Here is a 25,555-nt window from a genome sequence, read left to right as displayed (position 1 = left end):
GTTGGCCGTTGTTCCCCGGTGGGGGCGCGCGTTGGCTGGGGGCATGGCGAACAGCGAGGGCGGAATGACCGCCATGATGGGTGAACCGGCCGTCACGGCACGGGAGTTGGGGCGTAGGCGAGGCGGTGGCTGGCCGGCTGTGGGGGCGCTCGCCGCGGCGACCTTCACGGTCGTGACGTCCGAGATGCTGCCCGTGGGGCTGCTGACGCCGATCGGGCGGGAGTTGCGGGTCTCGGACGGTACGGCCGGGCTGACCCTGACGGTGACGGGCCTGGTGGCGGCGGTGGCGGCACCGCTGCTGACGCTGCTGGTGGGGCGAACGGACCGGCGGGCGGTGCTGGTCGCCTTGATGGGCACGCTGGCGGCGGCGAACCTGCTCGCGGCGTGTGCGCCCACCGTCCTGGTGCTGCTGGCGGCACGGGTGCTGGTGGGGCTGGGGATGGGCGGGGTGTGGGCGATCGCGGCGGGGCTCGCGGTGCGCCTGGTGCCCGGGAGGCGGGTGGCGGCGGCGACGTCCCTGATCTTCAGCGGGGTCGCGGCGGCCTCGGTCCTGGGAGTGCCGGCCGGCACGTTCCTGGGCGAACTGGGCGGCTGGCGCACGGCGTTCCTGGCGATGACCGGGGTCTGCGGGGCGGTGGCGGTCGCCCTGGCCGTCCTGCTGCCGCCGTTGCCGGCCGCCGACGCGGTGCGGCTGGGCGGGGTGCTGGGGGTGCTGCGCGGCGCACCGGTACGGACCGGACTCGTCCTGGTGGCGCTCCTGGTGACGGGTCATTTCGCGGCCTACACGTATGTGCGGCCCGTACTGGAGCAGGTGGCCGGCGCGCAGGCGGACCAGATCGGCACGCTGTTGCTGGGCTTCGGCCTCGCGGGCCTGGCGGGGAACTTCGCCGCCGGCGCCGCTGCGGCGCGCACACCGCGGACGGCGCTGCTGGTGATCTGCGGGGTGCTGGCGGCGGCGGTGTTGCTGATGCCGCTGGTGGGGCGCGGTGCGGGGGTGCCGGGGGCGGCGGTCCTGGTGGCCGTGTGGGGGCTGGCCTACGGGGGCGTGTCGGTCAGCACCCAGACCTGGCTGATGGCGGCCGCACCCGGTGCGCGGGAGGCGGCGTCCGCGCTGTTCGTCGCGGTGTTCAACGGGGCGATAGCCCTGGGCGCACTGCTCGGCGGGCAGGCCGCGGACGGCTGGGGCGCGGCGGGCGTGATGTGGCTGGGCGGCGCGCTCGCGGTGGGGGCGTGGGTGACGGTCGCGGTGGGGCGGGGGCCTGGGCGCGGGGAGGGGTGAGGGGTGAGGGGCGAGGGGGAGCCGGGTGAGGGGGGAGCGGGGTGATGCGGGAGGTGGCTGATGCGGGTGAGGGGGTGGCCCCGGGCCGGCGCGAGGTGATGGGGCGTGGGGCCGGTCCGGGGCGTGGAGCCGTGGGTGGCTGGGGGTGGCGGTTTGGTCCGGTGCCCCCGGCTGCGGGCGGGTGGGCCGTACCGGCCGTAGTCCGCGGGCGGATGGCGTACGGGCCGGCGCTGGCGGACGGGTGGCGTACGGGTGGGTGCCCGCGGGCGGGTCGGCCGCCGGCCGCGCTTCAGGCGGAGAGGCGCTCGGCCAGGGCCTTGGCCTTGGCCGCCGCGTCCGCGTGGGCCTTCTCGCGGGAGGTCTCGTACAGCGGGACGAGTTCGGCCATCGCCGGGTTGCTGGGGGCCATGGTCAGCTCGGGAACGATGAAGTCGACGTCGAGGCCCATACCGCCGTTGAGGACGGCCTCCAGGTAGTTCTGGACGTACTCGAAGGACTCCCGGGGCGTTCCCGGCGCGTAGGAACCGCCGCGGCTGGCGACGACCGTGACCGGGGTGCCCTTGGCGGACGGTGCCTCACCGGCCGTACGACCCATGATGATCACCTGGTCCAGCCACGCCTTGAGCGTCGAGGGGATCGTGAAGTTGTACATCGGAGCGGCTATGACGACCGCGTCGGCCTGCTCCAGCTCCTCGGCGAGCCGGACGCGCAGCGCGAAGGCGGCCTGCTGCTCGGGGGTGTGGGTGGCCGGGTCGGAGAAGGCGGCGGAGGCGGCGACGCCGTCCAGGTGCGGCAGCGGGTCGGCGGCCAGGTCGCGGTGGACGACCGTGCCGTCGGGGTGCTGCTCCTCCCAGGCCTTGCGGAAGGCCGCGGTGACCGAGCGGGAGGCGGAGCCGCCCTCGGGGAAGAGGGAGGAGTCGATGAGCAGAAGCGTGGCCATGGGGATCGGTCCTTCGCTGAGCGGCCGGGCAGTGCGCGACCAATGGTTGAATTTCGTACGTCACTATTCATAGCACAGGGACTTACTTTTCTATAGTAGCCAACGGGAGGGCGGTACTCTGGGTGTATGGCGGACCACAGCGAGGCGACGTGCAGGAAGGTCGACGACGGCATGACGCGCGTCTTCGAGCTGTTCGGGAAACGCTGGACGGGGCTGATCGTCGCCACCCTGATGCCGGGTCCGGTGCACTTCGCCGATCTGCGGCGGGCCATCCCCGGGATCAGCGAGCGCATGCTCTCCGACCGCCTCATGGAGCTCGCGGCGACCGGCCTGCTGCTGCGCGAGGTGGACGCGGGCCCACCACTGCGCGTCGCGTACCGGCTGACGGAGGCCGGTCTGGCGATGGAGCCCGCCCTCAAGGAACTGGGCCGCTGGGCGGAGACGTACCTCGCCGATGGCGGGCAGTGCCCGGAGCGCTTTCGGAAGTGACCGGGCGGAAGTGATCGGGCGGAAGTGGCCGGGCGGAAGTGATCGGGCGGTCAGCCCAGTCGTTCCTGGGCGGCGTTGTAGCGCCGTAGGTATGTCGCGAAGCGTTCGAGGTCGCTCTCGTCCCAGTCGGCGAGCCGTTCGCGGAAGGCCTGGCGTCGGCTGGCGGTGACGTTGGCGAGTACCTGGGCGCCCTTCTCGGTGGGGTGCAGCACCTGGACGCGGTGGTCGTCCGGGTCGACGCGGCGCTCGACGAAGCCGAGCTTCTCCAGGGCGGCGATCTGTCGGCTGACCGTGGACTTGTCCAGGAGGTAGTGCGCGGCGAGGTCGGTGGCGCGGCATCCGTGCTGGTCGTCGAGGTGCGCGAGCAGGGTGTAGGAGACCAGTGACAGCTCGGGGTGCATCCGGGCGGCGGTCGCACGGGCCCGGCGGGCGAAAGCGGTCATCTCCTGCTGAATGGTCTCGACGGAGTCGTCGCGGTGGGCCACGGCTTGCCTTTCGTTAAGTTAGTTGTACAGTACAACGTGAATGAGAGTTGTATTTAGCAACTCTTCTGCGATCTGCGATCTGCGAGATCTTTGAGTTCCATGAGTTGCATTTGCCAACTAGTACCGCCCTGCGGTTCCGGCCAGCGGGCGGCGACAGCTGAGCCGACGAGCTGAGAAGGCCTGCCCCATGAGTCATGTGAGCCCTACAAGCCCTACAAGCCCTACAAGCCCTATGAGTCCCACGAGTTCGAGCCAGCGCAGCCAGCAGGGCGGCCAGGGCGGCCACCGCTCCGGACACGCGGCCCCGCGTCCGGTCCACTCCGCAGGGCTGCGCCACGTCCTGACGCACCTCATCACCCCGCTCCTGATGTGCATCGGTATGGGCCTGGCCTACCTGGGTGCTTTCGCGAACCCCTCGCCGCACCACCTGCCCGTCGCGGTCGTCGGATCCACCCGGAGCGCCCAATTGCTCGCCCAGTCCCTCAACGACAAGGCGCACGGCGACCTGGAGGTACGGACGGTCGGCGACCGGGCGACGGCGGTCGAACAGCTCAAGCACCAGGACATCTTCGGCGCGTATGTGATCAACGCGAAGGCGCACGCAGCGAGGGCGGACGGAGCGAGGGCGGACGCAGCGAAGGCGCACGCAGCGAAGATGGACGGAGTGACGGCGCGGGGCACGTCCGGCACCGAGACGGGCGAGACGACCGGGGTTGGTGGAGCCGGGGGAGCCGGGGGAGCCGGTGGGGTTGATCGAGCTGGTGGAGCCGGGGGAGCTGGCGACACCGGGGTCGGTTCCGCGCGGCCGGCGCCCGAACTGTTGGTGGCGACGGCCGGTTCCGACACCAGCGCGTCCGTCGTGCAGAAGGTCTTCACCCCCATCGCCTTGCAGCAGGGCGCCCCGCTGAAGGTCACCGACGTGGTACCCACGGTCGAGGACGACCCGACCGGCCAGGGCATCTTCTTCCTGCTGGTCGCGATCAGCATCGGCTCGTATGCCTCGGTCGCGGTGATCGGCGGGGCCGGGGCCGTGCTACCGCTCAGGCTGCGCGCGGCGCTGGCGATCGGCACCTCTTTCGTGGTGAGCCTGATCGGCACGGCCTTCGCCGGTCCGGTCTTCCACCTCGTCGACCACGGCCTGCCGGGCCTGTGGGGGATGGCCTGGCTCTACTCCGCCGGCATCCTGCTGATCGGCACCGGCCTGCACACCTTCCTCAAGCGTTGGACGACGCTCGGCGTGATGGCCCTCTTCGTGATGCTCAACTTCACGTCCTCCGGCGGGATCTTCCGCCCCGAGCTCCAGAGCGGATTCTTCGCGGCCCTGCACTCCTTCTGGAACGGTGCGGGCTTCGTGGAGGGCACTCGTAGCCACGTCTACTTCGACGGCTACGGCCTGTCCGGACACCTCTGGACGCTGGCGTTGTGGCTGGTCGCCGGCCTGGTGATGGTCGGCGTGGCGGCGTTGGCGGAGCGGCGGCGACGGATCGTGGAGGCGGAGGCGGCAGCCAACGCCGCTGCGGTGGCAGCGGCCGCAGTGGCGGCGACCGTGCCGGAGCCGAGGCCGGAGGCAGGGTCCTGGGCGGGGGCGATGGCGTCGCCGAGGCGGAGGCGGACGGGATCTGTGGATGAGGAGACGGCTGAGGGGACGACTGAGGGGAGGAAGGAAGAGCTGGCAGGAGAGCTGGAGGAAGAGTTGGAGGAGGCGGTGGGGGTGTAGCGGCAGGTCTGACGCGGGGTGGTGAGTGCGAAGGACCAGGGACAGAGATCAGGGACAGAGACCAGGGACAGAGACCAGGACAGGGCTACGGATCTGGATATGGCTATGAATCTGGATCTGATCTGGAGAGGTGGAGAGGTGGAGAGGTGGAGAGGACAGGCAGGGGCTGGGGCGACGGGACGTTGTGGGTTGCTGGGAGTTGCGCGTTCGGAGAGTTATCCACAGGCCGTGCGGGCTGTGACGAGGTATCGGTAACGTCATTGCCGGTCGGCAGGCCGAAAGCGCTCGGCAGGCCGGCAGCCGGTGAGCGCGCAGCGATGCGCGGCACCACGAACGAACACACCACAGGCGCACCACAGATGCAGGTCTGAAGGGGGAGGTGGCCCGCCATGTCGCGCGTGCCGTACGTACCAGGGTTCGCGAAGGCCGATGCGCAAGGGCCGTCGGGGCCCTCGCCCAAGGCCGAGGGGAAGGCGCTGCGGGAGCGTCTTCCGCGTGCCGAGCAAGCCGCACTGTCGATCGCGGCCGGGCGACCGGATGCGGTCGCGGCGGTGGAGGAGTCCAACGCCGGACGGCTGCCCGAACTGACGCCGATACGGGTCGGCCGGATGGTCGCGAGCCCCTTCGCCTTCCTCCGCGGATCCGCGGGCCTGATGGCGTACGACCTGACGGGCGACCCGGTCACCGGCATCGGCGCACAGATCTGCGGGGACGCGCACGCCGCCAACTTCGGTCTCTACGGGGACGCCCGGGGCGGCCTCGTCATCGATCTCAACGACTTCGACGAGACCCTCTTCGGGCCGTGGGAGTGGGACGTGAAGCGGCTCGCGACCTCGATGGTGCTGGCCGGCCGAGAGGCGGGCGTCAGCGAAGACGACTGCCGGAAAGCGGCACAGGACGCGGCCGGCGCGTATCGGCGCACGATGCGACTGCTGGCGAAGCTGCCGGTGACCGAGGCGTGGAACGCCATCGCGGACGAGGAACTGGTCTCGCACACCGATGCCCGGGATCTGTTGGGGACGTTGGAGCGGGTGTCGGCGAAGGCGCGCAAGAACACCAGCGCGCGGTTCGCGGCGAAGGCGACGGAGCAGACGGAGGACGGTGGCCGGCGGTTCGTGGATGCGCCGCCGGTGCTGCGACGGATATCGGGTGCGGAAGCGGCGGCCGTGGCCGCCTCCCTGACCGCGTATCTGGAGACCCTGCCCGAGGATCGGTTGCCCCTGCTGGCCCGTTACGCGGTACACGATGTGGCCTTCCGGGTCGTCGGCACCGGCAGTGTGGGCCTGCGGTCGTATGTGGTGCTGCTGTTGGACCACCGGGGCGAGCCGCTGGTGCTACAGGTGAAGGAGGCGCGCGGCTCGGCACTGGCGCCGTATGTGGAGAAGGCCGGCTTCCCGGTGCCGTCGGTGGCACACGAGGGGCGCCGGGTGGTGCTCGGACAGCGCCGCATGCAGGTCGTCAGCGACATCCTGCTGGGCTGGACGACGGTGCAGGACATAGCACTGGACGGAGTTGGGGGTGCACCCACCGGAAACGGCGGACTCCCCTTCCAGGTACGCCAGTTCAGAAACCGCAAGGGCAGCGTGGACCCGGCGCAGCTGACCGGAGACCAGATGGACGACTACGCCCGTATGACGGGAGCCCTCCTGGCCCGGGCCCACGCCCACAGTGCCGACCCACGCCTGGTGGCGGGTTACTGCGGCAAGAGCGAGGAACTGGACGAGGCCATAGCCACATTCGCGGTCTCCTACGCGGACCGCACGGAGGCGGACCACGCGGAGCTGGCGGCCGCGGTGAGGAACGGACGGATCGCAGCAGAAGTGGGGGTATGACGGGCTGCGCCGACCCGGTCGAGCTTGCGGCTTGTGCCTGGTGCCTGGTGCCTGGTGCCTGGTGGTTGGTGACTGGTGGTTGTGGGCCGGGTGGCCGGGGGCGCCGGTTGTGGGGCGGGGCCGGGTGGCGTGGTGGACGGCTGGCTGGCTGCCAGTTGTGGGTCCGGGCTCTGGACGAGTGCTGAACGGGAATTGGCGCGACAGGTGTCTGGTCGTTTGGTGGGGCACCCCCTGCCGCCTGCTGTCCTGCCGCCCGCTGTGCCGCTGTCTTGTGTCCCGTGGTCCGGATCGTTCGGTGGGGCAGCGAGGCAGCGGGGCAGCGGGGCGATGGTCGGTGGTCGGCGGGTTGTCTCATCGTCCGGGTCGTCTGGTGGGTGCGTGGGGCGCCACGTCGCCTGGTGGGTGGGTAGGCCGGTCGGACGGCTGGGTGGCCTTCTGCTGGGTGGCCTTCAGGGGTCTGCGGTCTGGGGCCTGGCGAGCTCGTCATTCCGGGCGCGTGGGGCCGGGGGGCTGCGTGCGGGCAGAGGGGGCTGGGTGTGGGTGAGGGGCGGTGGGCGGAGGTGGGTGGGGCGGGGCGGGGGGGAGCCCCCAGGAGGGGGGACCTGATGGTGGCCGAGGCTGAGGCTCCCCATGGCCGTACGCTGACCGAGTGACGAACTCGCACGCAGAGAACGCGCAGGATGGCCAGCACGAAACGGACGTACCGGGTGCTTCGGGTGCCCAGGGCGATCCGCAGGCTTCGGATGACGCCCGTGGTGGGAGCCAGGGTGCCGGGGCCGGCGGTGACGCCGGGCCCGACGGAAACTCGGGAGGTCGGGGCGTGGACCCGGGTGACCCGGATGCAGGTCCGGGCGACCAGGGCGCGGGCTCGGGGCACCCGGATGCGGGCTCAGGGCAGCTGGGCGCGGGCTCGGGGCACCCGGGTGGGGGCCCGGAGAGTCGGCAGGCTGATCCTTCTGCGGAGCCCGCGGCGGAATCGATGCCCGGCTCGTCGTCTGGTCCGTCCGCTGCTCAGGCCGCGGGGCCGTCGGCTGGTTCGCCCGGTGAGCAGGCCGCGGCGGAGGGTGAGACGGATGGCGCGGCGGAGGAGCAGGCGGCTCAGGACGAGGCGACCCGGCGGCTGGCGAAGGCGGTGCGGGCGGCTGAGCAGGCACTGATCGAGTTCGAGATCGCGGTGGAGACCTTCAGGGTTGAGGTGGAGAACTTCTCGCGGCTGCACCACCAGCGGCTCGGCCCCATGTACGCGCGGCTGGATGAGCTGGACGCGCAGATCGCCGAGGCCGTGGCGGCGCGTACCGGCGATCCCGAGGACGTCCGCAAGGCGCAGGAAGCGCGCGCGTCGGTGCTGCCGATGCCGGGGGTCGAGGAGCTGTTCCACGGCTGGATGGGCGCGGACGGGCTGTTCGACGAGGCGCAGGCGATGCTCACCGAGCAGCCGGTGCGGCCTCCACAGAAGGTGCGGCCCAGCGAGGAGGCCCGCAAGGTCTACCGCGACCTGGTGCGCAAGGCCCACCCGGACCTGGCCAGGGACGACGCGGAGCGGGCGCGGCGGGACGCCTTCATCGCCCGGGTCAACACGGCGTACGGCCGGGGTGACGAGGCTGCGCTGCGGGAGCTGGCGAGTGAGTGGGAGGCTGGTCCCGCGCCGGCCGAGCGGTGGCTCACCGAGAGTGAGGAGCTGTACGCCCGGCTGGAGTGGCTGGCGGCGCGCAAGGAACTGCTGGCCGTCGTCGCCGCCGAGCTGGAGGAGAGCGCGATCGGCGCGATGATCAAGATGGCGCCGGACGACCCGGATGCGCTGTTGGACGAGATCGCCGAGAAGCTGCTCGCCGATGTTGCAGAGCGCGAGGCCCACCTTGCGCAGCTGGTCGGGTAGCGTCGTTGCCATGCAATTTGGTTCTGTACCCACGGTCGGTGTGGACGCGCTCACGTCCGAGGACTTCCTCCTGGACGTGCGCGAGAACGACGAGTGGGAGGCGGGGCACGCCGAGGGCGCGCTGCACATCCCGATGAGCGAGTTCGTCGCCCGCTACGGGGAGCTGACCGAGGCGGCGCCCGAGGGCGGCAAGGTGTATGTCCTGTGCCGGGTCGGTGGGCGCTCGGCGCAGGTCGCGCAGTATCTGCTTCAGCAGGGCATCGAGGCGGTGAATGTCGCGGGTGGCATGCAGGCCTGGGAGGCCGCCGGTCGTCCGGTCTCGGACGACAAGGGCGGCGCAGGCGCGATCATCTAGGCGTCGCTGATCACCTTTCCAGGCGCCTTTCCAGGCGTCGCCGCACATCCGAAGGCCGCGATCATCCAGGGATCGCGGCCTTTGACGCGCCACGCAGCGGGACGCCCGCTCTCCCTGTCCCGCCCGGCCCCGCCCCGCATCGCTTCGCCTCGCCTCCGCGCCTCACTTCTCTCCTGACCCTCCCCCTCCCCCTCTCCCTCACGCCAGCGCATGTGCCGCCAGCAGGTCGCCCAGTGTCGCCTCGTGTGCGGCTGCGGGGCCGAGGGAGAGTTCGAGCTGTTTGGCCCAGGCGTGGTAGCGGTGCAGGGAGTAGTCGGTGTCGGCGCCGAAGCCGCCGTGCAGATGCTGGGCGGTCTGGACGACGCGGCGCACTCCCTCGGAGGCCCAGATCTTGGCGACCGCGACGTCTCCCGCGGGTGGCAGCGGGCCGGGCGCGCCGGTGGTGATCCGCCAGGCCGCCTGCCAGAGCGTGGCCTCCATGGCGCGGAGGTCGATGAAGCGGTCGGCGGCCTGGACTGCGACGGCCTGGAAGGTGGCCACGGGGAAGCCGAACTGTTCGCGTTTGCTGGTGTAGTCGCTGGTCATTGCCAGTACGCGTTCGCCGAGGCCCAGGGCGAGCGCGCAGGTGCCGGTGGCCAGGAGGTTGCGCAGCGACTCCCAGGCGGCGGGGTCGGTGATCGTTTCCCGGGTGCTGAGGCGTACGGAGTCCAGCCGGACCTCGGCGTGGCGCTCTCCGCTGGTGGAGATCTGGTCGTCGAGGGTGACGCCGGGGTGAGTGCGGGGAACGAGGGCGAGTACCGCGTGGCCGTCGGGAGTGTGGGCGGGTAGCAGGATCCGGTCCGCGGTGGGGGCCCAGGGGACGGCGGTCTGGGTGCCGTCGAGGATCCAGTGGGCGCCGTCCTGGTGGGCGTCCACGGCGAGTTCGGCTGGTTCGTGCCCGGTGCGGCCGGCGGCGGCGACGGTCACGACGAGCTCCCCGGTGGCGATCCTGGGCAGCACCTCCGTGCGCAGTTCCTCGGCTGCGTGGTGCTGGAGGGTGTGTGCGGCGGCTCCGGACTCCAGCAGCGGTACCCGTGCCAGCACCTTGGCCGACTCGCGCAGGACGAGGCAGAGCGCGATGGGGTCGAGGCCCGCGCCGCCGTGCTCGGGGGTGATGGACAGGCTGAGCAGGTCGGCGTCGGCGAGCTTGTGCCACAGGGCGCGGTCGAAGTCGTCGGCGACCGCGCCCGGGGTGAGTGCGGGGCTGGGCACGCCGTCCGGAGCGACCCCCGAGAAGACGGCCTTCGCCGCTTCGACGGCGGCCTGCTGCTCCTCGGTGAAGGTGAAGTCCACTGCTCTGTCCTTCCACGCGGCGCCTGGATCTGACGATGCGTCAAGGTAGAACAGGTTCCAGGAATTGGGAATGGCGTCGGTGGCGGAAGGCGCGGCGGTTCGGGCGGTTCGGGGTGTGGTCGGGGTGACGTGGTCGGGGCGATGGCCGCCGGCTGGTTCAGCGGTCGAAGTCCAGCTCCACCTCTTCCGTGACCGGGTGGGACTGGCAGGCCAGGACGTAGCCGGCGTCGACCTCGTCCGCTTCCAGGGCGAAGTTGCGGTCCATGCGGATCTCGCCGGAGACCAGGAAGGCCCGGCAGGTGCCGCAGACGCCGCCCTTGCAGGCGTACGGGGCGTCCGCGCGGTTGCGGAGCACCGCTTCCAGCAGGGATTCGCCGTCGTGGACCGGCCAGCTGCCGGAGCGACCGTCGAGGGTCGCGGTGACGGTGCTGTGTGCGGGCGCGGCGGTGGCAGGGGTGGTCGGGGCGCCGTTGTCTACGTGGAAGATCTCTTCGTGGATATGGCTGCGGGGCACGCCGAGGGCACGCAGCGCGCGCTCGGCGCCCTGGACCAGGCCGTAGGGGCCGCAGAGGTACCAGCCGTCGATGGCGTCGATCTTCAGCAGGGCGGGCAGGAGGGAGCGGAGCCGGGGTTCGTCCAGGCGGCCGGAGGGCAGACCGGCCTGCTGTTCCTCGCGGGAGAGGGCGTGGATGAGCTGGAAGCGTTCGGGATAGCGGTCCTTGAGGTCGGCCACCTCCTCCAGGAACATCGTCGACGCCGCGGTGCGGTCACTGCGGATGAGGCAGAACCGGGCGTCCGGCTGCTGTGCCAGGAGTGTGCCGGCGATGGAGAGCACGGGGGTGATCCCGCTGCCCCCGACGATTCCGACGAAGTGGCCGGGGCGCGGAGCGAGGGCGAACCGGCCGGCCGGGGCCATCACCTCCACCGTGTCGCCGACCGCCAACTCCTTGAGCGCGTAAGTCGAGAAGGCGCCGTCCTCGACCAGGCGGATGCCCACGCGCAGTGCGGGCTCGTCGGTGGCGGGCGTGCAGATGGAGTACGTACGGCGGATCTCCTGGCCGTCGACCGTTCTGCGCAGTGCGATGTGCTGCCCGGGGGTGTGCCGGAACGTCGTACGCAGCTCGGGCGGGACCGCGAAGGTGACGGCCACCGCATCGTCCGTGAGCCGCTCGATCTCCCGGACCTGGAGCGGGTGGAACATCACAACTCCTTGAAGTGGTCGAAGGGTTCGCGGCAGGACTCGCAGCGGCGCAGCGCCTTGCACGCCGTGGAGGAGAACCGGCTGAGCAGGGTGGTGTCGGTCGATCCACAGTGCGGGCAGCGGATTGTGAGGTCGACGGCGACCGGTCCGCCGGCCGGCCCTGTGGGGCGTGGTGGGGCGATCCCGAAGGCGGCCAGCTTGCGGCGGCCCTCGGCGGTGATCGCGTCGGTGGTCCACGGTGGGCTGAGGACGGTGTGGACCTCGACCTCGGCTATCCCGTGGTCGTGCAGTACGCGCTCTATGTCGGCGGCCATCGCCTCGATGGCCGGGCAGCCGGTGTACGTGGGGGTGAGCCGGACCTCGACGCGGTCGGGGGCCGTCAGGCGGACGTCGCGCAGCACGCCGAGTTCGGCGAGGGTGAGGACGGGCAGCTCGGGGTCGGGAACGGAGCCGGCGAGCGCCCGCAGTTCCTCTTCGAGGGCCGTGGTGGTCACCATGTCGCTCCCGGGTGGCTGCGGTGGAGGTGCTGCATCTCGGCGAGCAGCCGTCCGAACGGTTCGGTGTGCAGGCCCTGGCGGCCCGCACCGGCCGTCCAGGCACCGTGCTGGGGGCCTTCGGGGACGGTGAGGGTGGCTTGGTCCAGAGTGCTGGTGATGCGGGTGGTCCAGGAGTCGCGGAGTGTCGGCCACGGCACCGCCTCCAGCCCTTCCACCGGCTCGAACAGCTCGCCGGTGAAGCGCCACAGGGCGTCCAGGGCGCGCTGCATCCGGGTGTGGCTCTCGTCGGTGCCGTCGCCCAGCCGCAGCGTCCACTGCGTGGCGTGGTCGCGGTGGTAGGCGACTTCCTTGACGGCCTTCCCGGCGAGCGGCGCCAATGTGCTCTCGCCCGCGGCGAGTTGCTCGTACAGCAGCTCCTGGTAGGTGGAGAAGTACAGCTGGCGGGCGATGGTGTGGGCGAAGTCGCCGTTGGGCTGCTCGACGAGCTGGAGGTTGCGGAACTCCCGCTCCTCGCGCCGGAACGCCAGCTCGTCCTCGTCGCCGACCAGCGAGAGCAGCACCCTGGCCTGGCCGAGCAGGTCCAGCGCGATATTGGCCAGTGCGACCTCTTCCTCCAGGACCGGGGCGTTGCCGGCCCACTCGCCCAGGCGGTGGGAGAGGACCAGGGCGTCGTCCCCGAGGGGCAGGGCCGGGGTGGCCATGAGGTTCATCAAAGGTGATGCACCCCCTCCGGGATCTCGTAGAAGGTCGGGTGGCGGTAGGGCTTGTCCCCGGCCGGTTCGAAGAAGGCGTCCTTCTCGTCCGGTGAGGAGGCGGTGATCTGGGCCGAGGGCACCACCCAGATGGAGACGCCCTCCGAGCGGCGGGTGTAGAGGTCGCGGGCGTTGCGCAGGGCCATCTCGGCGTCCGGTGCGTGGAGGCTGCCGGCATGGCTGTGCGAGAGGCCGCGGCGGCTGCGGACGAAGACCTCCCACAGGGGCCAGTCGGTGGGCCGGGCGGCCGTGGCCTCGGTGGTGGAGGATTCGGCGGATCGTGGTGTCGTCATCGGCCGGCCTTCCCGTGCTTGGCCGCGTGTGCGGCGGCTGCCTCGCGCACCCAGGCGCCTTCCTCGTGTGCCGTCCGGCGGCGGTTGATCCGTTGTTCGTTGCAGGGGCCGTTGCCCTTGAGGACCTCGCGGAACTCGGCCCAGTCGATGGGGCCGAAGTCCCAGTGGCCGCGGTCCTCGTTCCACACCAGGTCCGGGTCGGGGAGGGTGAGGCCGAGGGCCTCTGCCTGGGGGACGCAGATGTCCACGAAGCGTTGGCGCAGCTCGTCGTTGGAGTGCCGCTTGATCTTCCAGGCCATGGACTGCGCGGAGTGCGAGGACTCGTCGTCCGGCGGGCCGAACATCATCAGCGACGGCCACCACCAGCGGTTCACCGCGTCCTGCGCCATGTCGTGCTGCGCCTGCGTACCGCGGCTGAGGTGCAGCAGGAGTTCGTAGCCCTGGCGCTGGTGGAAGGACTCCTCCTTGCAGATGCGGACCATCGCGCGGGCGTAGGGGCCGTACGAGCAGCGGCACAGCGGAACCTGGTTCGTGATCGCGGCGCCGTCCACCAGCCAGCCGATGGCTCCGACGTCGGCCCAGGTCAGGGTGGGGTAGTTGAAGATCGAGGAGTACTTCTGGCGGCCGGAGTGCAGTTTGTCGAGCAGCTCGTCGCGGCTGGTGCCCAGGGTCTCGGCGGCGCTGTAGAGGTACAGGCCGTGCCCGGCCTCGTCCTGGACCTTCGCCATCAGGATCGCCTTGCGGCGCAGCGACGGGGCGCGGGTGATCCAGTTGGCCTCCGGCTGCATGCCGATGATCTCGGAGTGGGCGTGCTGCGCAATCTGCCGCACGAGGGTCGAGCGGTAGGCGTCCGGCATCCAGTCCCGCGGTTCGATGCGTTCGTCCGCCGCCACGGTGGCGTCGAACGCCGCCTCCTGAGCCGTCTCCTCCGGCGCGATCGTCGTCATGTGGTGCCCCCTCGCTCCCGACCGACCGATCGTTCGGTTCAATGGTGAGTGGGTGGGCCGTGCGTGTCAAGCCTGTGGATAACGCGGGGGAGGGTGTGCCCGGTGCGGCCGCATAGGTACGGTTCCGAAGCGGAGTGGACCGCATGGAATCTGGGAACGGGGCGGGAATGCAGTCATACGGGGACGAAACGCGACCACTGGCCGCGCTCTCGCTGCCCTCGCGGATCGTCATAGGCGTGGCGGCCTGCGCCGGCGCGGTGATCGTCGCGATCCATCTGGCGATGATGTTCCTGCACGTCGCGCCGTCGAACACGCTCAGCAAACAGCAGGGCGCCCTGATCAGCGACTACGTCTACCCCGAGTACGAACAGAACTGGAAGCTGTTCGCACCCAACCCGCTCCAGCAGAACATCGCCGTCCAGGTCCGCGCCCAGGTGCGCACCGCGAACGGCGCCACGCGGACCACCGGCTGGACCGATCTGACCGCCCGCGACGGCCAGGCCATACGCCACAACCCGGTGCCCAGCCACACCCAGCAGAACCAGCTGCGCCGGGGCTGGGAGCTCTTCCTCGCCACCCGCAATGCGCAGAACCAGTCGATCGGCCCGCGCGGCGAGCTGGCCGAGCGCTACGTCCGGCGGATCGTGATGCTCCGCATGGGTGAGGAGTGGACCAGGGGCGGCGGTCGGGTCGAGCAGATCCAGACGCGTTCGCAGACCACGGCGATCAGCCCGCCGCCGTGGAGCTCCGAGAAGATCAACACCAAGCCCGTGTACCGCGTGATGCCGTGGTGGCAGGTCACCGCAGGCGACCTGTCTGAGGGGGCGAAGAACCAGTGACGTCACCGACGCCGCAGCAGCCACAGCAGACGCAGCGGGCATCACAGCCCCCGCACACCACGGAGCCGACCGACGTGCCGCAGCAAGCGCAGGTGCCCCAGGACTCCCCGCAGTCACAGGCGCCCGCCACGCCCCCCGTCGATGCCTATCGGGAGACCCGGATCGAGCGCGCCGTGGGCCGCGGCTTCGGACTCGTCACCGGCCGGGCGCTGGCCCCCTACCAGACCGCCGTGATCCGGATCGGTTTCGCGGCCACTTGGCTGCTGTTCCTGCTGCGCGAATGGCCGCACCGCCGGACCCTCTACGGGCCCGACGGCCCCTGGAGCCTGGACATGGCGCGCCGCCTCCTGGACGGCAACCATGCCTTCTCCACGCTGCTCTGGTCCAACGGGCCCGGCTGGTTCGAGTGCGTCTACGGCATGGCCATCGTGGCCAGCGCGGCGCTGCTGGTCGGCTGGCGCACCCGCACCATGTCGGTGCTCTTCATGCTCGGCGTGATCTCGCTCCAGAACCGCAGCATCTTCATAGGGGACGGCGGCGACAACGTCGTCCACCTGATGTCGATGTACCTCGTGCTGACCCGGTGCGGGCAGGTGTGGTCGCTCGACGCACGCCGCGCCAAGCGCGCCGAGTCCGCCGAGGGCGCCCCGGCCGCCCGCGATCTGCCCGGCATCGTCCTGTGGGCCGTGCTCGGCCTCGGGCTGGCCGTCGCCCAGCTGAGCGGCGCATACGGTCTCCACTGGTTCGAGAACGGCCCGTTCCCGCACATCGGCTGGAGCACCGCCCTGTGGGGCCTGTGGCTGACGCACGGCCTGTGGTGGGCGGTGCAGCGGTACGCCCCCGGGGAGCCGCGCACCGTCCTGGACACCCTCGCCAAGCTCGCCCACAACGGCGCACTGCTGGTGATCATGGTCGAGGTGTGCCTGATCTACGCCACCGCCGGCTGGTACAAGATCCAGGGCACCCGCTGGCAGGACGGCACCGCGGTCTTCTACCCGATGCACCTGGACTACTTCTCCCCCTGGCCCGCGCTGTCCCACCTGCTCGGCGGCAACGGCGTGATGGTCATGCTGATCACCTACGGCACGGTGATCGTCCAGGTCGCGTTCCCGTTCACGCTCTTCAACCGGCGTCTGAAGAACGTGCTGCTGGTCGTGATGATCTGCGAGCACCTGTCGATCGCGTTCCTGCTGGGGCTGCCGTTCTTCTCGCTCGCGATGATCGCCGCGGACGCGGTCTTCCTGCCGACGAACTTCCTCACCTGGCTCTCCGGGCGCCTCTGCGGACTGTGCGCCCGGCTGTCTCCGCGCGCCGGCAACGCGGGCCCGGCGGACCGGGAGACGGGCGGCGAGCCGGACGCCCGTACCGAGCATGGCGGCGGGGGCCATACGCTCGTGGGGTGAGCAGTGAGAGAACCGCCCCCGCCGAGCCCCTCCAGTACGACGAGGGCTACGGGACGCAGATCGGCGTCGGTCCGCATCCCGAGCCCTGGCCCCAGGACGATCGCTACGACCCCGAGCTGCTCGCGCACGGTGACCGCCGCAACGTCGTCGACCACTACCGCTACTGGACGCGGGAGGCGATCGTCGCCGACCTCGACACCCGTCGCCACGACTTCCATGTGGCCGTCGAGAACTGGGGCCACGACTTCAACATCGGCTCGGTCGTGCGGACCGCGAACGCGTTCCTGGCCAAGGAGGTCCACATCGTCGGGCAGCGCCGCTGGAACCGCCGCGGCGCGATGGTGACCGACCGCTACCAGCACGTCCGCCACCACCCGGACACCGCGGACCTCACTGCCTGGGCCACGGCCGAGGCACTGCCGATCATCGGGATCGACAATCTCCCCGGCTCCGTGCCGCTGGAGACGACCGAGCTGCCGCGCCGCTGTGTGCTGCTGTTCGGCCAGGAAGGGCCGGGGCTGACCGAGGAGGCGCGCCGGCACGCCTCGATGGTCTGCTCGATCGCCCAGTTCGGCTCGACCCGCTCCATCAACGCGGGCGCCGCGGCCGCCATCGCGATGCACGCCTGGATCGGCCGCCATGCCCGCATCGAGGGGCCGGGCACCGTCTGACCGTCCGGCCCGTGACGGGGCCTCGGGCCAGTGGGACCGGGGCAACCCCCGGTCCCACTGGCCCGTGCGTCATGCCGGTCGCCGCACCTCCACCGTCCGGAAGCGGTTCGCCACGAACGCGCTGTCGCACAGCACCGCATTGGCCGCCGGGTTGCCGCCGGAGCCGTGGAAGTCCGAGAACGCGGCGGTCTGGTTCACATAGACGCCGCCGGTCAGGTTCAGCGACAGCTGGGCGCACTCCTCCAGACAGGCCTGCTCCACCAGCTGCTCCACCTCCGGCGAGGTGGTGTACGCCCCGACCGTCATGGCGCCCTTCTCTCGGATGGTGCGCCGCAGCAAGTCCACCGCGTCCCGCGCGGAGTCGACGGCCACCGCGAACGACACCGGGCCGAAGCACTCCGACAGGTACGCCGCCTCGGAGTCCGGCTTGGCGCCGTCCAGCTTGACGATCACCGGCGTACGGACCGTCGCCCCGGGGAACTCGGGGTTGGCCACTTCGCGGGAGGCCAGCGCCACCTCGCCCAGTCCGGCGGCGGCCTCGATCCGCTCCTTGACCTGCGGATTGACGATCGCGCCGAGGAGGGCGTTGGCCCGTGCGTCATCGCCCAGCAGACCGCTCACCGCACCGGCGAGATCGCTGACGACCTCGTCGTACGACTTCGGTCCGGCGTCCGTGGTGATGCCCTCGCGGGGGATCAGAAGGTTCTGCGGGGTGGTGCACATCTGGCCGCTGTAGAGCGACAAGGAGAAGGCGAGGTTGCTGAGCATGCCCTTGTAGTCATCGGTGGAATCGATGACGACGGTGTTGACACCGGCCTTCTCCGTGTAGACCTGCGCCTGCCGGGCGTGCGTCTCCAGCCAGTCGCCGAAGGCGGTCGAGCCGGTGTAGTCGATGATCCGGACCTCGGGGCGCACGGCGAGGGTCTTGGCCAGGCCCTCGTCCGGCCTGTCCACCGCCAGGCACACCAGGTCGGTGGGGAAGCCGGCGTCGTCGAGCACCTCGCGGGCCACCTTGACGGTGAGCGCCAGCGGCAGCACGGCCCGCGGATGCGGCTTGACCAGCACCGGGTTGCCGGTGGCCAGGGACGCGAACAGTCCCGGGTAGCCGTTCCAGGTCGGGAAGGTGTTGCAGCCGATCACCAGGGCGACGCCGCGCGGTACGGCCGTGAAGCTCTTGGCCAGCTCCAGGGGATCGCGCTTGCCCTGCGGCTTGGACCAGCTCGCCTGCCCGGGGGTGCGGACCTGCTCGGCGTAGGCGTACGCCACCGCCTCCAGGCCGCGGTCCTGGGCATGCGGCCCGCCCGCCTGGAACGCCATCATGAAGGCCTGGCCGCTGGTGTGCATCACGGCCTGGGCGAACTCATGGGTGCGGGCGCTGATCCGGGAGAGGATCTCCAGGCACACCGCCGCGCGCACCTCGGGGCCGGCGTCCCGCCAGACGGGCATCGAGGCGCGCATCGCCGGCAGCAGCACCTCGACGTCCGGATGCGGATAGGTAATGCCCAACTCCGGTCCGTAGGGCGAGACTTCCTGGCCCACCCAGTGGTCCGTGCCGGGCTGGTCGAGCTCGAAACGCTTGCTGCGCAGCGCCTCGAAGGCGGCCAGGCCGTCGGCTGGGGCGCTCTCGCCGTACGCCTTCGGGTGCTCGGGGTGCGGGGACCAGTAGGCGCGGGTGCGGATCGCTTCCAGCGCCTGATCGAGGGTCGGGCGGTGCTTCTCGATCAATTGCGCTGCGGTCATTTCGGCGGCCATCGATGACCAACTCCTCATCGAGCTGGGCGGAGAGTGGATAAGGCTGGGTGCGGAAACGTCAACAGAGTTAGAGTAACCGAACGATCGGTCGGGGCAAGAGCGCCCGGCCGGCCTGTGGAAAAGTCGGTCGGGAAGGATCAGCTGGCATGACGGCACTCAGGACCAGCAGCACCGTGGCAGTGGTGGGCACCGGCACCATGGGACAGGGCATCGCGCAGGTGGCGCTGGTCGCCGGCCACCGCGTGCGGCTCTACGACACCGCCCCCGGGCGCGCGGAAGGGGCGGCCGGGGCGATCGTGCAGCGACTCGACCGGCTCGTGGAAAAGGGCCGGATTTCGGCGGACGACCGTGACGCCGCCCGGGAGCGCCTCTCCCCCGCCGCCGCCCTCACGGAGCTGGCCGACACCGCGCTCGTCATCGAGGCGATCCTGGAGCAACTGCCCGCCAAACAGGAGCTGTTCGCGGCCCTGGAGGACGTCGTGTCGGACGGCTGCCTGCTGGCCACCAACACCTCCTCGCTGTCCGTGACCGCGGTCGCCGGCCGGCTGCGCCGCCCCGGCCGCTGCGTGGGCCTGCACTTCTTCAACCCCGCACCGCTGCTCCCGCTGGTCGAGGTGGTCAGCGGCTTCGCCACCGACGAGGCCGCCGCCACCACCGCGTACGACACCGCGGCGGCCTGGGGCAAGAAGCCGGTGCGCTGCGCCGACACCCCCGGCTTCCTCGTCAACCGCATCGCCCGCCCGTTCTACGCCGAAGCGCTGCGCGCCTACGAGGAGCGGGTCGCCGACCCGGCCACCATCGACGCCGTGCTCCGTGAGGGCACCGGCTTCCGCATGGGACCGTTCGAACTGACCGACCTCATCGGGCAGGACGTCAACGAGGCGGTCACGCAATCCGTGTGGCGGGCCTTCTTCCAGGACCCGAAGTTCACGCCCTCGCTGGCGCAGCGCCGGCTGGTGGAGTCCGGACTGCACGGCCGCAAGGCGGGGCGCGGATGGTTCGACTACTCCGAGGGCGCCCGCAAACCCGCGCCGCAGACCGAGGAGCCGCGACCCGCCCCGGAGGAGGTCGTCCTGCACGCGCAGCTGCCGGGCCCCGCGGCGGTGCTCCGGGAGCTGATGGAGGAGGCGGGCGTCAAGGTCACACGTGACCGCGCGCCAGGGGAGTCGGAGGGCTTCATCGGGCTCCCCGGTGGCGCGTGTCTGGTGCTGACCAACGGCCATCCGGCGACCGGCCGGGCCTACGGGAGGTGCATCCGCTTCGACCTCTCGCTCGACTACCGGGCCGCCACCCGCGTCGCCCTCGCCGCCTCCCGGACCTGCTCCGCAGCGGACGTCGCCGAGGCCGTCGGGCTGTTCCAGGCGCTGGGCAAGCAGGTCAGCGTGGTGGAGGACGTACCGGGCATGATCGTCGCCCGTACGATCGCGATGATCATCGACTTCGCCGTGGACGCCGCGGCCCGCGGGGTGGCGACCCCCGAGGACATCGACACGGCCATGCGGCTGGGCGTGAACTACCCCGGCGGCCCCCTGGAGTGGATCGAGCGGCTCGGTGCCCACTGGGTGCGGGATCTGCTGGATTCGATGCACCGCCACCACGCCGGCGGACGCTACGAACCGTCCTGGGCGCTACGGCGCCGTGCGGACATCGAGGAATTGGTGCTCTAATCATGACCATGGCCAAGCGCGACACCTATACGCCCGATTCGCTGCTCGCGGTCGCCGTCGAGGTGTTCAACGAGCGCGGCTACGACGGCACCTCCATGGAGCACCTCTCCAAGGCCGCCGGCATCTCCAAGTCGTCGATCTACCACCATGTGCGCAGCAAGGAAGAGCTGCTGCACCGTGCCATAAGCCGGGCCCTGGACGGGCTGTTCGGCGTACTGGAGGAGCCCGGCGCCCTCCAGGGGCGGGCGATCGAGCGGCTGGAGCACGTCACCCGGCGTGTGGCCGAGGTCCTGATGGACGAACTCCCCTATGTGACGCTGCTGTTGCGGGTGCGCGGGAACACGGACACCGAGCGGTGGGCGATGGAGCGCCGCCGGGAGTTCGACCACGAGGTCGCCGATCTGCTCAAGCAGGCCGCCGCCGACGGCGACCTCCGGGACGACGTGGACATCCGGCTCGCCACCCGGCTGCTCTTCGGCATGATCAACTCGATCGTGGAGTGGTACCGGCCGGGCCGGGGTGGCGCGGTGAGTCGCGACGAGGTCGCCGAGGCCGTGGTCCGCACGGCCTTCGCGGGGCTGCGGAAGGGCTGACCGGGTCGCCCGGCGGGCGAGCCGCGGGCAGGTCCGCCCGGCCCCGGGCTACTCCTCCTCGGGCCCCAGATCGGTCTCCTCGAAGACCAGCAGGGTGCGGGTGCTGAGGACTTCCGGTATCGACTGGATGCGGGTGAGGACCAGTTCCCGCAGTTCCCGGTTGTCCTTGGTGTGGACCAGGAGCAGCACGTCGAAGTCGCCGCTGACCAGGGCGATGTGGGTGGCCCCCGGCAGCGCGGTGAGCTGTTTGCGGACGGTGCGCCAGGAGTTCTGGACGATCTTCAGTGTGATGTAGGCGGAGGCGCCCTGACCTGCGCGTTCCTGGTCGACGAGGGCGCTGAAGCCGCGTATCACCCCGTCGTCTATCAGGCGGTTGATCCGGGCGTAGGCGTTGGCCCGCGAGACGTGGACCCGCTCTGCGACGGAGCGTATCGAGGCCCGGCCGTCGGTCTGGAGCATCCGCAGGATCGAGCGGTCGATGGTGTCCAGCGGGCGTACGGCCGGCGATGTCGGGGCGGGTGGTGCAGACGGCCGTCCGCTGGTGGTGTGGGCCATCTGTTCGTCCGGCATATGGTCCCGCCTCCCCTTGGTGGACGCCCTGTCTTCATCTCAAGCTGTGGAGAACCGTTTGTCCACAGGCGTGACCCGCCTGTAGCCAAAATGCATCGACGACCGAACAATCGGTAGGGAAGGGTGCACCCGCCCCGACCGTTTTGATCCTGCCCATCCTCCCCCCAGCTACCGCTGGGAGGTGCCCCCAGTCCGCCCACCACCCACATGAGGCGCCATCGCGCCACCCCTTCGATCCGAGGAGGTGCTCGACATGACGGTCCTTGAGCAGCCCGGCAGCAGCAGGAACACGAGCAGTCTGGCCGGCCCGCCGCCCGCATGGCGGCCGCGCGTCGACCCCGCGCCTCTCCTGCCCGACGCGACGCCGTACCGCCTCCTGGGGACGGACGCCGCGGCCCGGCTCGACTCCGGACTGCTGACCCGGCTCTACGCCCAGCTGGTGCGTGGCCGCCGCTACAACGCGCAGGCCACGGCCCTGACCCGGCAGGGACGGCTGGCGGTCTACCCCTCCTCCACCGGGCAGGAGGCCTGCGAGGTCGCCGCCGGGATGGCGCTCGAAGACCGTGACTGGCTCTTCCCCAGCTACCGCGACACCCTGGCCGCCGTGGCCCGTGGCCTCGACCCGGTACAGGCACTGACCCTGCTGCGCGGCGACTGGCACAACGGCTATGACCCGCACGAGCACCGCATCGCCCCGCTGTGCACGCCGCTCGCCACCCAGCTGCCGCACGCGGTGGGCCTGGCGCACGCCGCCCGCCTCAAGGGCGATGACGTGGTCGCGCTGGCCATGGTGGGCGACGGCGGCACCAGCGAGGGCGACTTCCACGAGGCGCTGAACTTCGCGGCGCTCTGGCAGGCACCGGTCGTCTTCCTCGTCCAGAACAACGGTTTTGCGATCTCCGTTCCGCTGGCCAAGCAGACCGCCGCGCCGTCCCTCGCCCACAAGGCGGTCGGATACGGCATGCCGGGCCGCCTGGTGGACGGCAACGACGCACCCGCGATGCACGAGGTGCTCACCGACGCCGTGCAGCGGGCCCGCAGGGGCGGCGGCCCCACCCTGATCGAAGCCGTCACGTATCGCATCGAGGCGCACACCAACGCCGACGACGCCACCCGCTACCGCAGCGACGCCGAGGTCGAGAGCTGGCGGGCACACGACCCGATAGCCCTGCTGGAGCACGAGCTGGCGGCGCGACAGCTGCTGACCGACGAATTCGTCGCCGCCACCCGGGAGAGCGCCGAGCGGCTGGCGGCCGACTTGCGGGACGGGCTCAACGCCGACCCGGAGCTGGACCCGATGGAGCTGTTCGACCACGTATTCGCCCAGCAGACCAGCCAACTGCGGGCCCAGGCAGCGCAGTTGCGCGCCGAGCTGGACGCCGAGGCCACCGCGGGCACCGAGGACGCAGCGGGCACCGACGCGCCCGCCGAGGAGGCCAGGCCATGACGACCACCGCTCCGGCGACCGCGCGCAAGCCCGCCACGATGGCGCAGGCGCTGACCCGCGCGCTGCACGACGCCATGGCCGAGGACCCGTCCGTCCACGTCATGGGCGAGGACGTCGGCACCCTCGGCGGCGTCTTCCGGGTCACCGACGGTCTGGCCAAGGAGTTCGGCGAGGACCGCTGCACGGACACCGCACTGGCCGAGGCCGGCATCCTGGGCACCGCCGTCGGCATGGCGATGTACGGGCTGCGGCCGGTCGTCGAGATGCAGTTCGACGCCTTCGCCTACCCGGCGTTCGAGCAGCTGGTCAGCCATGTCGCCCGGATGCGCAACCGCACCCGGGGTGCGATGCCGATGCCGCTCACCATCCGCATCCCCTACGGGGGCGGGATCGGCGGCGTCGAGCACCACAGCGACTCCTCCGAGGCGTACTACCTCGCCACCCCGGGACTCCAGGTCGTCACCCCGGCGACCGTCGAGGACGCGTACGGGCTGCTGAGGGCCGCCATCGCCTCCGACGACCCGGTCGTCTTCCTCGAGCCCAAGCGGCTCTACTGGTCCAAGTCCGACTGGTCGCCCGACGCGCCCACGGCGGTCGCGCCCCTGGGACGGGCCGAGGTCCGGCGCCGCGGCAGCAGCGCCACGCTGATCACCTACGGCCCGTCGCTCCCGGTCTGCATGGAGGCCGCCGAGGCCGCCCGGGCCGAGGGCTGGGATCTTGAGGTGGTCGATCTGCGTTCCCTGATGCCGTTCGACGACGACACGGTCTGTGCATCGGTGCGGCGCACCGGCCGGGCCGTGATCGTGCACGAGTCGAACGGGTTCGGCGGTCCCGGAGGGGAGATCGCCGCACGGATCACCGAGCGCTGCTTCCACCACCTGGAGGCGCCGGTGCTGCGCGTCGCCGGCTTCGACATCCCGTATCCGCCGCCGATGCTGGAGCGGCACCACCTGCCCGGCGTGGACCGGATTCTGGACACCGTCGCCCGCCTCCAGTGGGAGTCGGAATGGACCGAGGGACGTGGTGAGTGATGGCCGTGGTCCGCGAGTTCACCCTGCCCGACCTGGGGGAGGGCCTCACCGAGGCGACGATCGTGCACTGGCTGGTCGAGGTCGGTGAGGTGGTGGCCGTCGACCAGCCGGTGGTCGAGGTCGAGACCGCCAAGGCGATGGTGGAGGTGCCCTGCCCGTACGGCGGCGTGGTGACCGCCCGGTTCGGTGACGAGGGGGCCGAGGTCCCCGTGGGCACACCTTTGGTGACGGTCGCGGTGGGCGCCGCGCCGGACGACCTGACGGCGGCCGGACCGACGTCGGGGCCGGGCTCCGGGGCGGACACGACGGCCGGCGCACCCGCGCCCGGGGCCCCGGCTGGCCCTGCGAACGGGGCGGACGCGGCGGAGTCCGGGTCCGGGAACGTCCTCGTCGGGTACGGCACGAGCGCGGCGGCGGCGCGGCGGCGCCGGATCCGGCCGGGGAGCGGAGCGGTCCCCGCGGCGGGAGCGCCCGGGCAGGAGGTGGCCCCGGAGGCCGGCGGCGCACCGACCGGTGCCGGGCCGGCGGCCGTGGGAGCGGCCGAAGGCACCGGGGCGAACAGGTCCGCCGGAGCCCGCGTGGCGGCTGCGGCCGACCGTACGGTGGCCGTCATCTCGCCGTTGGTGCGCCGGCTGGCGCGGGAGCACGGCGTGGACCTGCGGGAGGTGACGGGGTCCGGGCGGGACGGGCTGATCCTCCGCACGGACGTCGAGGCCGCGATCGAGGCACGCCGGGAGCGGCAGCCCGCCGGTGCCGGTGCGACAGGCGCTGCGACGGGCGCGGTGGGGGCCGCGACCGTCACCGGGCCGGCCGTGTGCGCCACGCCCCTCACCGGACCCGCCGCCGGTGCCACCACGCCCCAAGCGCCCGGTGCCATGCCCGGCGAGGAGCGGATCCCGCTCCGGGGGATGCTCGGTGCGGCGGCCGAGAAGTTCAGCCGGAGCCGCCGGGAGATCCCCGAGGCGACCTGCTGGGTCGATGCCGACGCCACCGAACTCCTCGCCGCCCGTAGGGCGATGAATGTGCCGGGTGCTCCCAAGGTGTCGCTGCTCGCGCTGCTGGCCCGGATCACCACCGCCGCGCTGGCGCGGTTCCCCCAGCTCAATGCGACCGTCGACACCAGGACCCAGGAGATCGTCCGGCTGCCCGCCGTCCATCTGGGCTTCGCGGCGCAGACCGACCGCGGCCTGGTGGTGCCGGTCGTCCGGGACGCGCAGGCCCGTACGGTCGAGGGGCTGTCCGCGGAGATCGCCCGGCTCACGGCGACCGCCAGGACGGGCGGGTTGTCGCTGGCCGAGCTGACGCACGGCACCTTCACCCTCAACAACTACGGCGTCTTCGGCGTCGACGGCTCCACGCCGATCATCAACCACCCGGAAGCGGCGATGCTCGGCATCGGCCGGATAGCGGCCAAACCCTGGGTACACGAAGGAGAACTGGCCGTCCGCCAGGTCGTCCAGCTCTCGCTCACCTTCGACCACCGGGTGTGCGACGGCGGTACCGCCGGCGGCTTCCTGCGGTTCGTGGCCGACTGTGTGGAGCGGCCCGCGCTGTTGCTGCGGGGGCTGTGACGGCGGGTACGGCGCA

The 25,555-nt window shown here is 71.5% G+C and carries 24 protein-coding genes; 14 read left to right on the top strand and 10 right to left on the bottom strand.

The genetic code is table 11. The features are described from left to right. The first annotated feature begins 43 nt into the window (after window positions 1-43). The gene (locus AB0C96_RS01710; protein WP_362912565.1) at window positions 44-1,279 is read left to right on the top strand and encodes an MFS transporter; all 1,236 of its coding nucleotides are present in this window, start codon (window positions 44-46) and stop codon (window positions 1,277-1,279) included. A gap of 289 nt (window positions 1,280-1,568) precedes the next feature. On the opposite strand, the gene AB0C96_RS01705 is transcribed toward AB0C96_RS01710, so the two are convergent. After that, complete coding sequence (locus tag AB0C96_RS01705; protein WP_362912563.1) at window positions 1,569-2,219, bottom strand: NAD(P)H-dependent oxidoreductase; 651 nt, start codon at window positions 2,217-2,219, stop codon at window positions 1,569-1,571. Between the two features lie 126 nt (window positions 2,220-2,345). On the opposite strand from AB0C96_RS01705, the gene AB0C96_RS01700 reads away from it, so the two are divergent. Then, the gene (locus AB0C96_RS01700) at window positions 2,346-2,708 is read left to right on the top strand and encodes a helix-turn-helix domain-containing protein (RefSeq protein WP_362912561.1); all 363 of its coding nucleotides are present in this window, start codon (window positions 2,346-2,348) and stop codon (window positions 2,706-2,708) included. Window positions 2,709-2,758: 50 nt separating this feature from the next. Here the strand turns inward: AB0C96_RS01700 and AB0C96_RS01695 are convergent, their stop codons facing one another. Further along, entirely contained in the window at window positions 2,759-3,193 is a 435-nt protein-coding gene (locus tag AB0C96_RS01695; protein WP_362912559.1) for a MarR family winged helix-turn-helix transcriptional regulator, read from the bottom strand. 232 nt (window positions 3,194-3,425) lie between these two features. On the opposite strand from AB0C96_RS01695, the gene AB0C96_RS01690 reads away from it, so the two are divergent. The 4 genes from AB0C96_RS01690 (at window position 3,426) to AB0C96_RS01675 (ending at window position 8,973) form a co-directional block, all read left to right on the top strand. After that, window positions 3,426-4,910: an ABC transporter permease gene (locus AB0C96_RS01690; protein WP_362912557.1), complete on the top strand. Its 1,485-nt coding sequence runs from the start codon at window positions 3,426-3,428 to the stop codon at window positions 4,908-4,910. 389 nt (window positions 4,911-5,299) lie between these two features. Next, window positions 5,300-6,742: a DUF2252 domain-containing protein gene (locus tag AB0C96_RS01685; RefSeq protein ID WP_362912555.1), complete on the top strand. Its 1,443-nt coding sequence runs from the start codon at window positions 5,300-5,302 to the stop codon at window positions 6,740-6,742. A 979-nt stretch (window positions 6,743-7,721) separates the two neighbouring features. Beyond that, window positions 7,722-8,618: a hypothetical protein gene (locus AB0C96_RS01680; protein ID WP_362912553.1), complete on the top strand. Its 897-nt coding sequence runs from the start codon at window positions 7,722-7,724 to the stop codon at window positions 8,616-8,618. 10 nt (window positions 8,619-8,628) lie between these two features. Then, window positions 8,629-8,973 (top strand): rhodanese-like domain-containing protein, encoded by a 345-nt coding sequence (locus AB0C96_RS01675; RefSeq protein WP_362912551.1) that lies wholly within the window; start codon window positions 8,629-8,631, stop codon window positions 8,971-8,973. Window positions 8,974-9,171: 198 nt separating this feature from the next. On the opposite strand, the gene AB0C96_RS01670 is transcribed toward AB0C96_RS01675, so the two are convergent. The 6 genes from AB0C96_RS01670 to paaA form a co-directional block, all read right to left on the bottom strand. Continuing rightward, entirely contained in the window at window positions 9,172-10,305 is a 1,134-nt protein-coding gene (locus AB0C96_RS01670) for an acyl-CoA dehydrogenase family protein (protein WP_362912549.1), read from the bottom strand. Between the two features lie 157 nt (window positions 10,306-10,462). Further along, entirely contained in the window at window positions 10,463-11,506 is a 1,044-nt protein-coding gene (paaE, locus tag AB0C96_RS01665) for a 1,2-phenylacetyl-CoA epoxidase subunit PaaE (RefSeq protein ID WP_362912547.1), read from the bottom strand. Then, on the bottom strand, window positions 11,506-12,003 hold the full coding sequence (gene paaD, locus AB0C96_RS01660) for a 1,2-phenylacetyl-CoA epoxidase subunit PaaD (RefSeq protein WP_362912545.1): 498 nt from the start codon (window positions 12,001-12,003) through the stop codon (window positions 11,506-11,508). Before paaD ends, paaE begins: the two co-directional genes overlap by 1 nt. Further along, on the bottom strand, window positions 11,997-12,713 hold the full coding sequence (gene paaC / locus AB0C96_RS01655; protein ID WP_362912543.1) for a 1,2-phenylacetyl-CoA epoxidase subunit PaaC: 717 nt from the start codon (window positions 12,711-12,713) through the stop codon (window positions 11,997-11,999). Before paaC ends, paaD begins: the two co-directional genes overlap by 7 nt. Continuing rightward, on the bottom strand, window positions 12,713-13,048 hold the full coding sequence (gene paaB / locus AB0C96_RS01650) for a 1,2-phenylacetyl-CoA epoxidase subunit PaaB (RefSeq protein WP_362912541.1): 336 nt from the start codon (window positions 13,046-13,048) through the stop codon (window positions 12,713-12,715). Before paaB ends, paaC begins: the two co-directional genes overlap by 1 nt. After that, a complete protein-coding gene (gene paaA / locus AB0C96_RS01645; RefSeq protein ID WP_362912539.1) occupies window positions 13,045-13,995 on the bottom strand; it encodes a 1,2-phenylacetyl-CoA epoxidase subunit PaaA in 951 nt (316 codons plus the stop codon). The genes paaB and paaA overlap by 4 nt, the downstream gene beginning before the upstream one ends. A gap of 167 nt (window positions 13,996-14,162) precedes the next feature. Here paaA and AB0C96_RS01640 point away from each other — a divergent pair, with 167 nt between their 5' ends. The 3 genes from AB0C96_RS01640 (at window position 14,163) to AB0C96_RS01630 (ending at window position 16,908) form a co-directional block, all read left to right on the top strand. Next, entirely contained in the window at window positions 14,163-14,834 is a 672-nt protein-coding gene (locus tag AB0C96_RS01640; RefSeq protein ID WP_362912537.1) for a DUF5819 family protein, read from the top strand. Window positions 14,835-14,995: 161 nt separating this feature from the next. Then, window positions 14,996-16,237 (top strand): HTTM domain-containing protein, encoded by a 1,242-nt coding sequence (locus tag AB0C96_RS01635; protein ID WP_362912908.1) that lies wholly within the window; start codon window positions 14,996-14,998, stop codon window positions 16,235-16,237. Next, window positions 16,234-16,908, top strand: a complete 675-nt coding sequence (locus tag AB0C96_RS01630) for a TrmH family RNA methyltransferase (RefSeq protein WP_362912535.1) — start codon at window positions 16,234-16,236, stop codon at window positions 16,906-16,908. The genes AB0C96_RS01635 and AB0C96_RS01630 overlap by 4 nt, the downstream gene beginning before the upstream one ends. A 69-nt stretch (window positions 16,909-16,977) precedes the next feature. Here AB0C96_RS01630 and paaN read toward each other — a convergent pair whose 3' ends face one another. Further along, window positions 16,978-18,660, bottom strand: coding sequence for a phenylacetic acid degradation protein PaaN (gene paaN / locus AB0C96_RS01625; RefSeq protein ID WP_362912533.1), 1,683 nt, complete (start codon window positions 18,658-18,660; stop codon window positions 16,978-16,980). A 146-nt stretch (window positions 18,661-18,806) separates the two neighbouring features. Here paaN and AB0C96_RS01620 point away from each other — a divergent pair, with 146 nt between their 5' ends. Beyond that, on the top strand, window positions 18,807-20,327 hold the full coding sequence (locus AB0C96_RS01620) for a 3-hydroxyacyl-CoA dehydrogenase (RefSeq protein ID WP_362912531.1): 1,521 nt from the start codon (window positions 18,807-18,809) through the stop codon (window positions 20,325-20,327). Between the two features lie 2 nt (window positions 20,328-20,329). Beyond that, window positions 20,330-20,920, top strand: coding sequence for a TetR/AcrR family transcriptional regulator (locus tag AB0C96_RS01615; RefSeq protein WP_362912529.1), 591 nt, complete (start codon window positions 20,330-20,332; stop codon window positions 20,918-20,920). Window positions 20,921-20,968: 48 nt separating this feature from the next. Here AB0C96_RS01615 and AB0C96_RS01610 read toward each other — a convergent pair whose 3' ends face one another. Next, on the bottom strand, window positions 20,969-21,490 hold the full coding sequence (locus AB0C96_RS01610) for an Lrp/AsnC family transcriptional regulator (RefSeq protein ID WP_362912527.1): 522 nt from the start codon (window positions 21,488-21,490) through the stop codon (window positions 20,969-20,971). A 253-nt stretch (window positions 21,491-21,743) separates the two neighbouring features. On the opposite strand from AB0C96_RS01610, the gene pdhA reads away from it, so the two are divergent. From pdhA to AB0C96_RS01595, 3 genes are read left to right on the top strand one after another with little or no spacing between them, the layout of a single operon-like run. After that, window positions 21,744-22,937 (top strand): pyruvate dehydrogenase (acetyl-transferring) E1 component subunit alpha, encoded by a 1,194-nt coding sequence (gene pdhA / locus AB0C96_RS01605; RefSeq protein WP_362912525.1) that lies wholly within the window; start codon window positions 21,744-21,746, stop codon window positions 22,935-22,937. Next, window positions 22,934-23,968, top strand: coding sequence for an alpha-ketoacid dehydrogenase subunit beta (locus AB0C96_RS01600; RefSeq protein WP_362912523.1), 1,035 nt, complete (start codon window positions 22,934-22,936; stop codon window positions 23,966-23,968). Before pdhA ends, AB0C96_RS01600 begins: the two co-directional genes overlap by 4 nt. Next, the gene (locus tag AB0C96_RS01595) at window positions 23,968-25,539 is read left to right on the top strand and encodes a dihydrolipoamide acetyltransferase family protein (protein ID WP_362912521.1); all 1,572 of its coding nucleotides are present in this window, start codon (window positions 23,968-23,970) and stop codon (window positions 25,537-25,539) included. Before AB0C96_RS01600 ends, AB0C96_RS01595 begins: the two co-directional genes overlap by 1 nt. Window positions 25,540-25,555 lie beyond the last annotated feature (16 nt).

The sequence above is a fragment of the Streptomyces sp. NPDC048506 genome (assembly GCF_040651315.1).
In the GTDB taxonomy this organism is placed as follows: Bacteria; Actinomycetota; Actinomycetes; order Streptomycetales; family Streptomycetaceae; genus Streptomyces.
The sequence above is the reverse complement of the archived record's forward strand: the minus strand, read 5'-3'. Positions and strand labels throughout refer to the sequence as shown.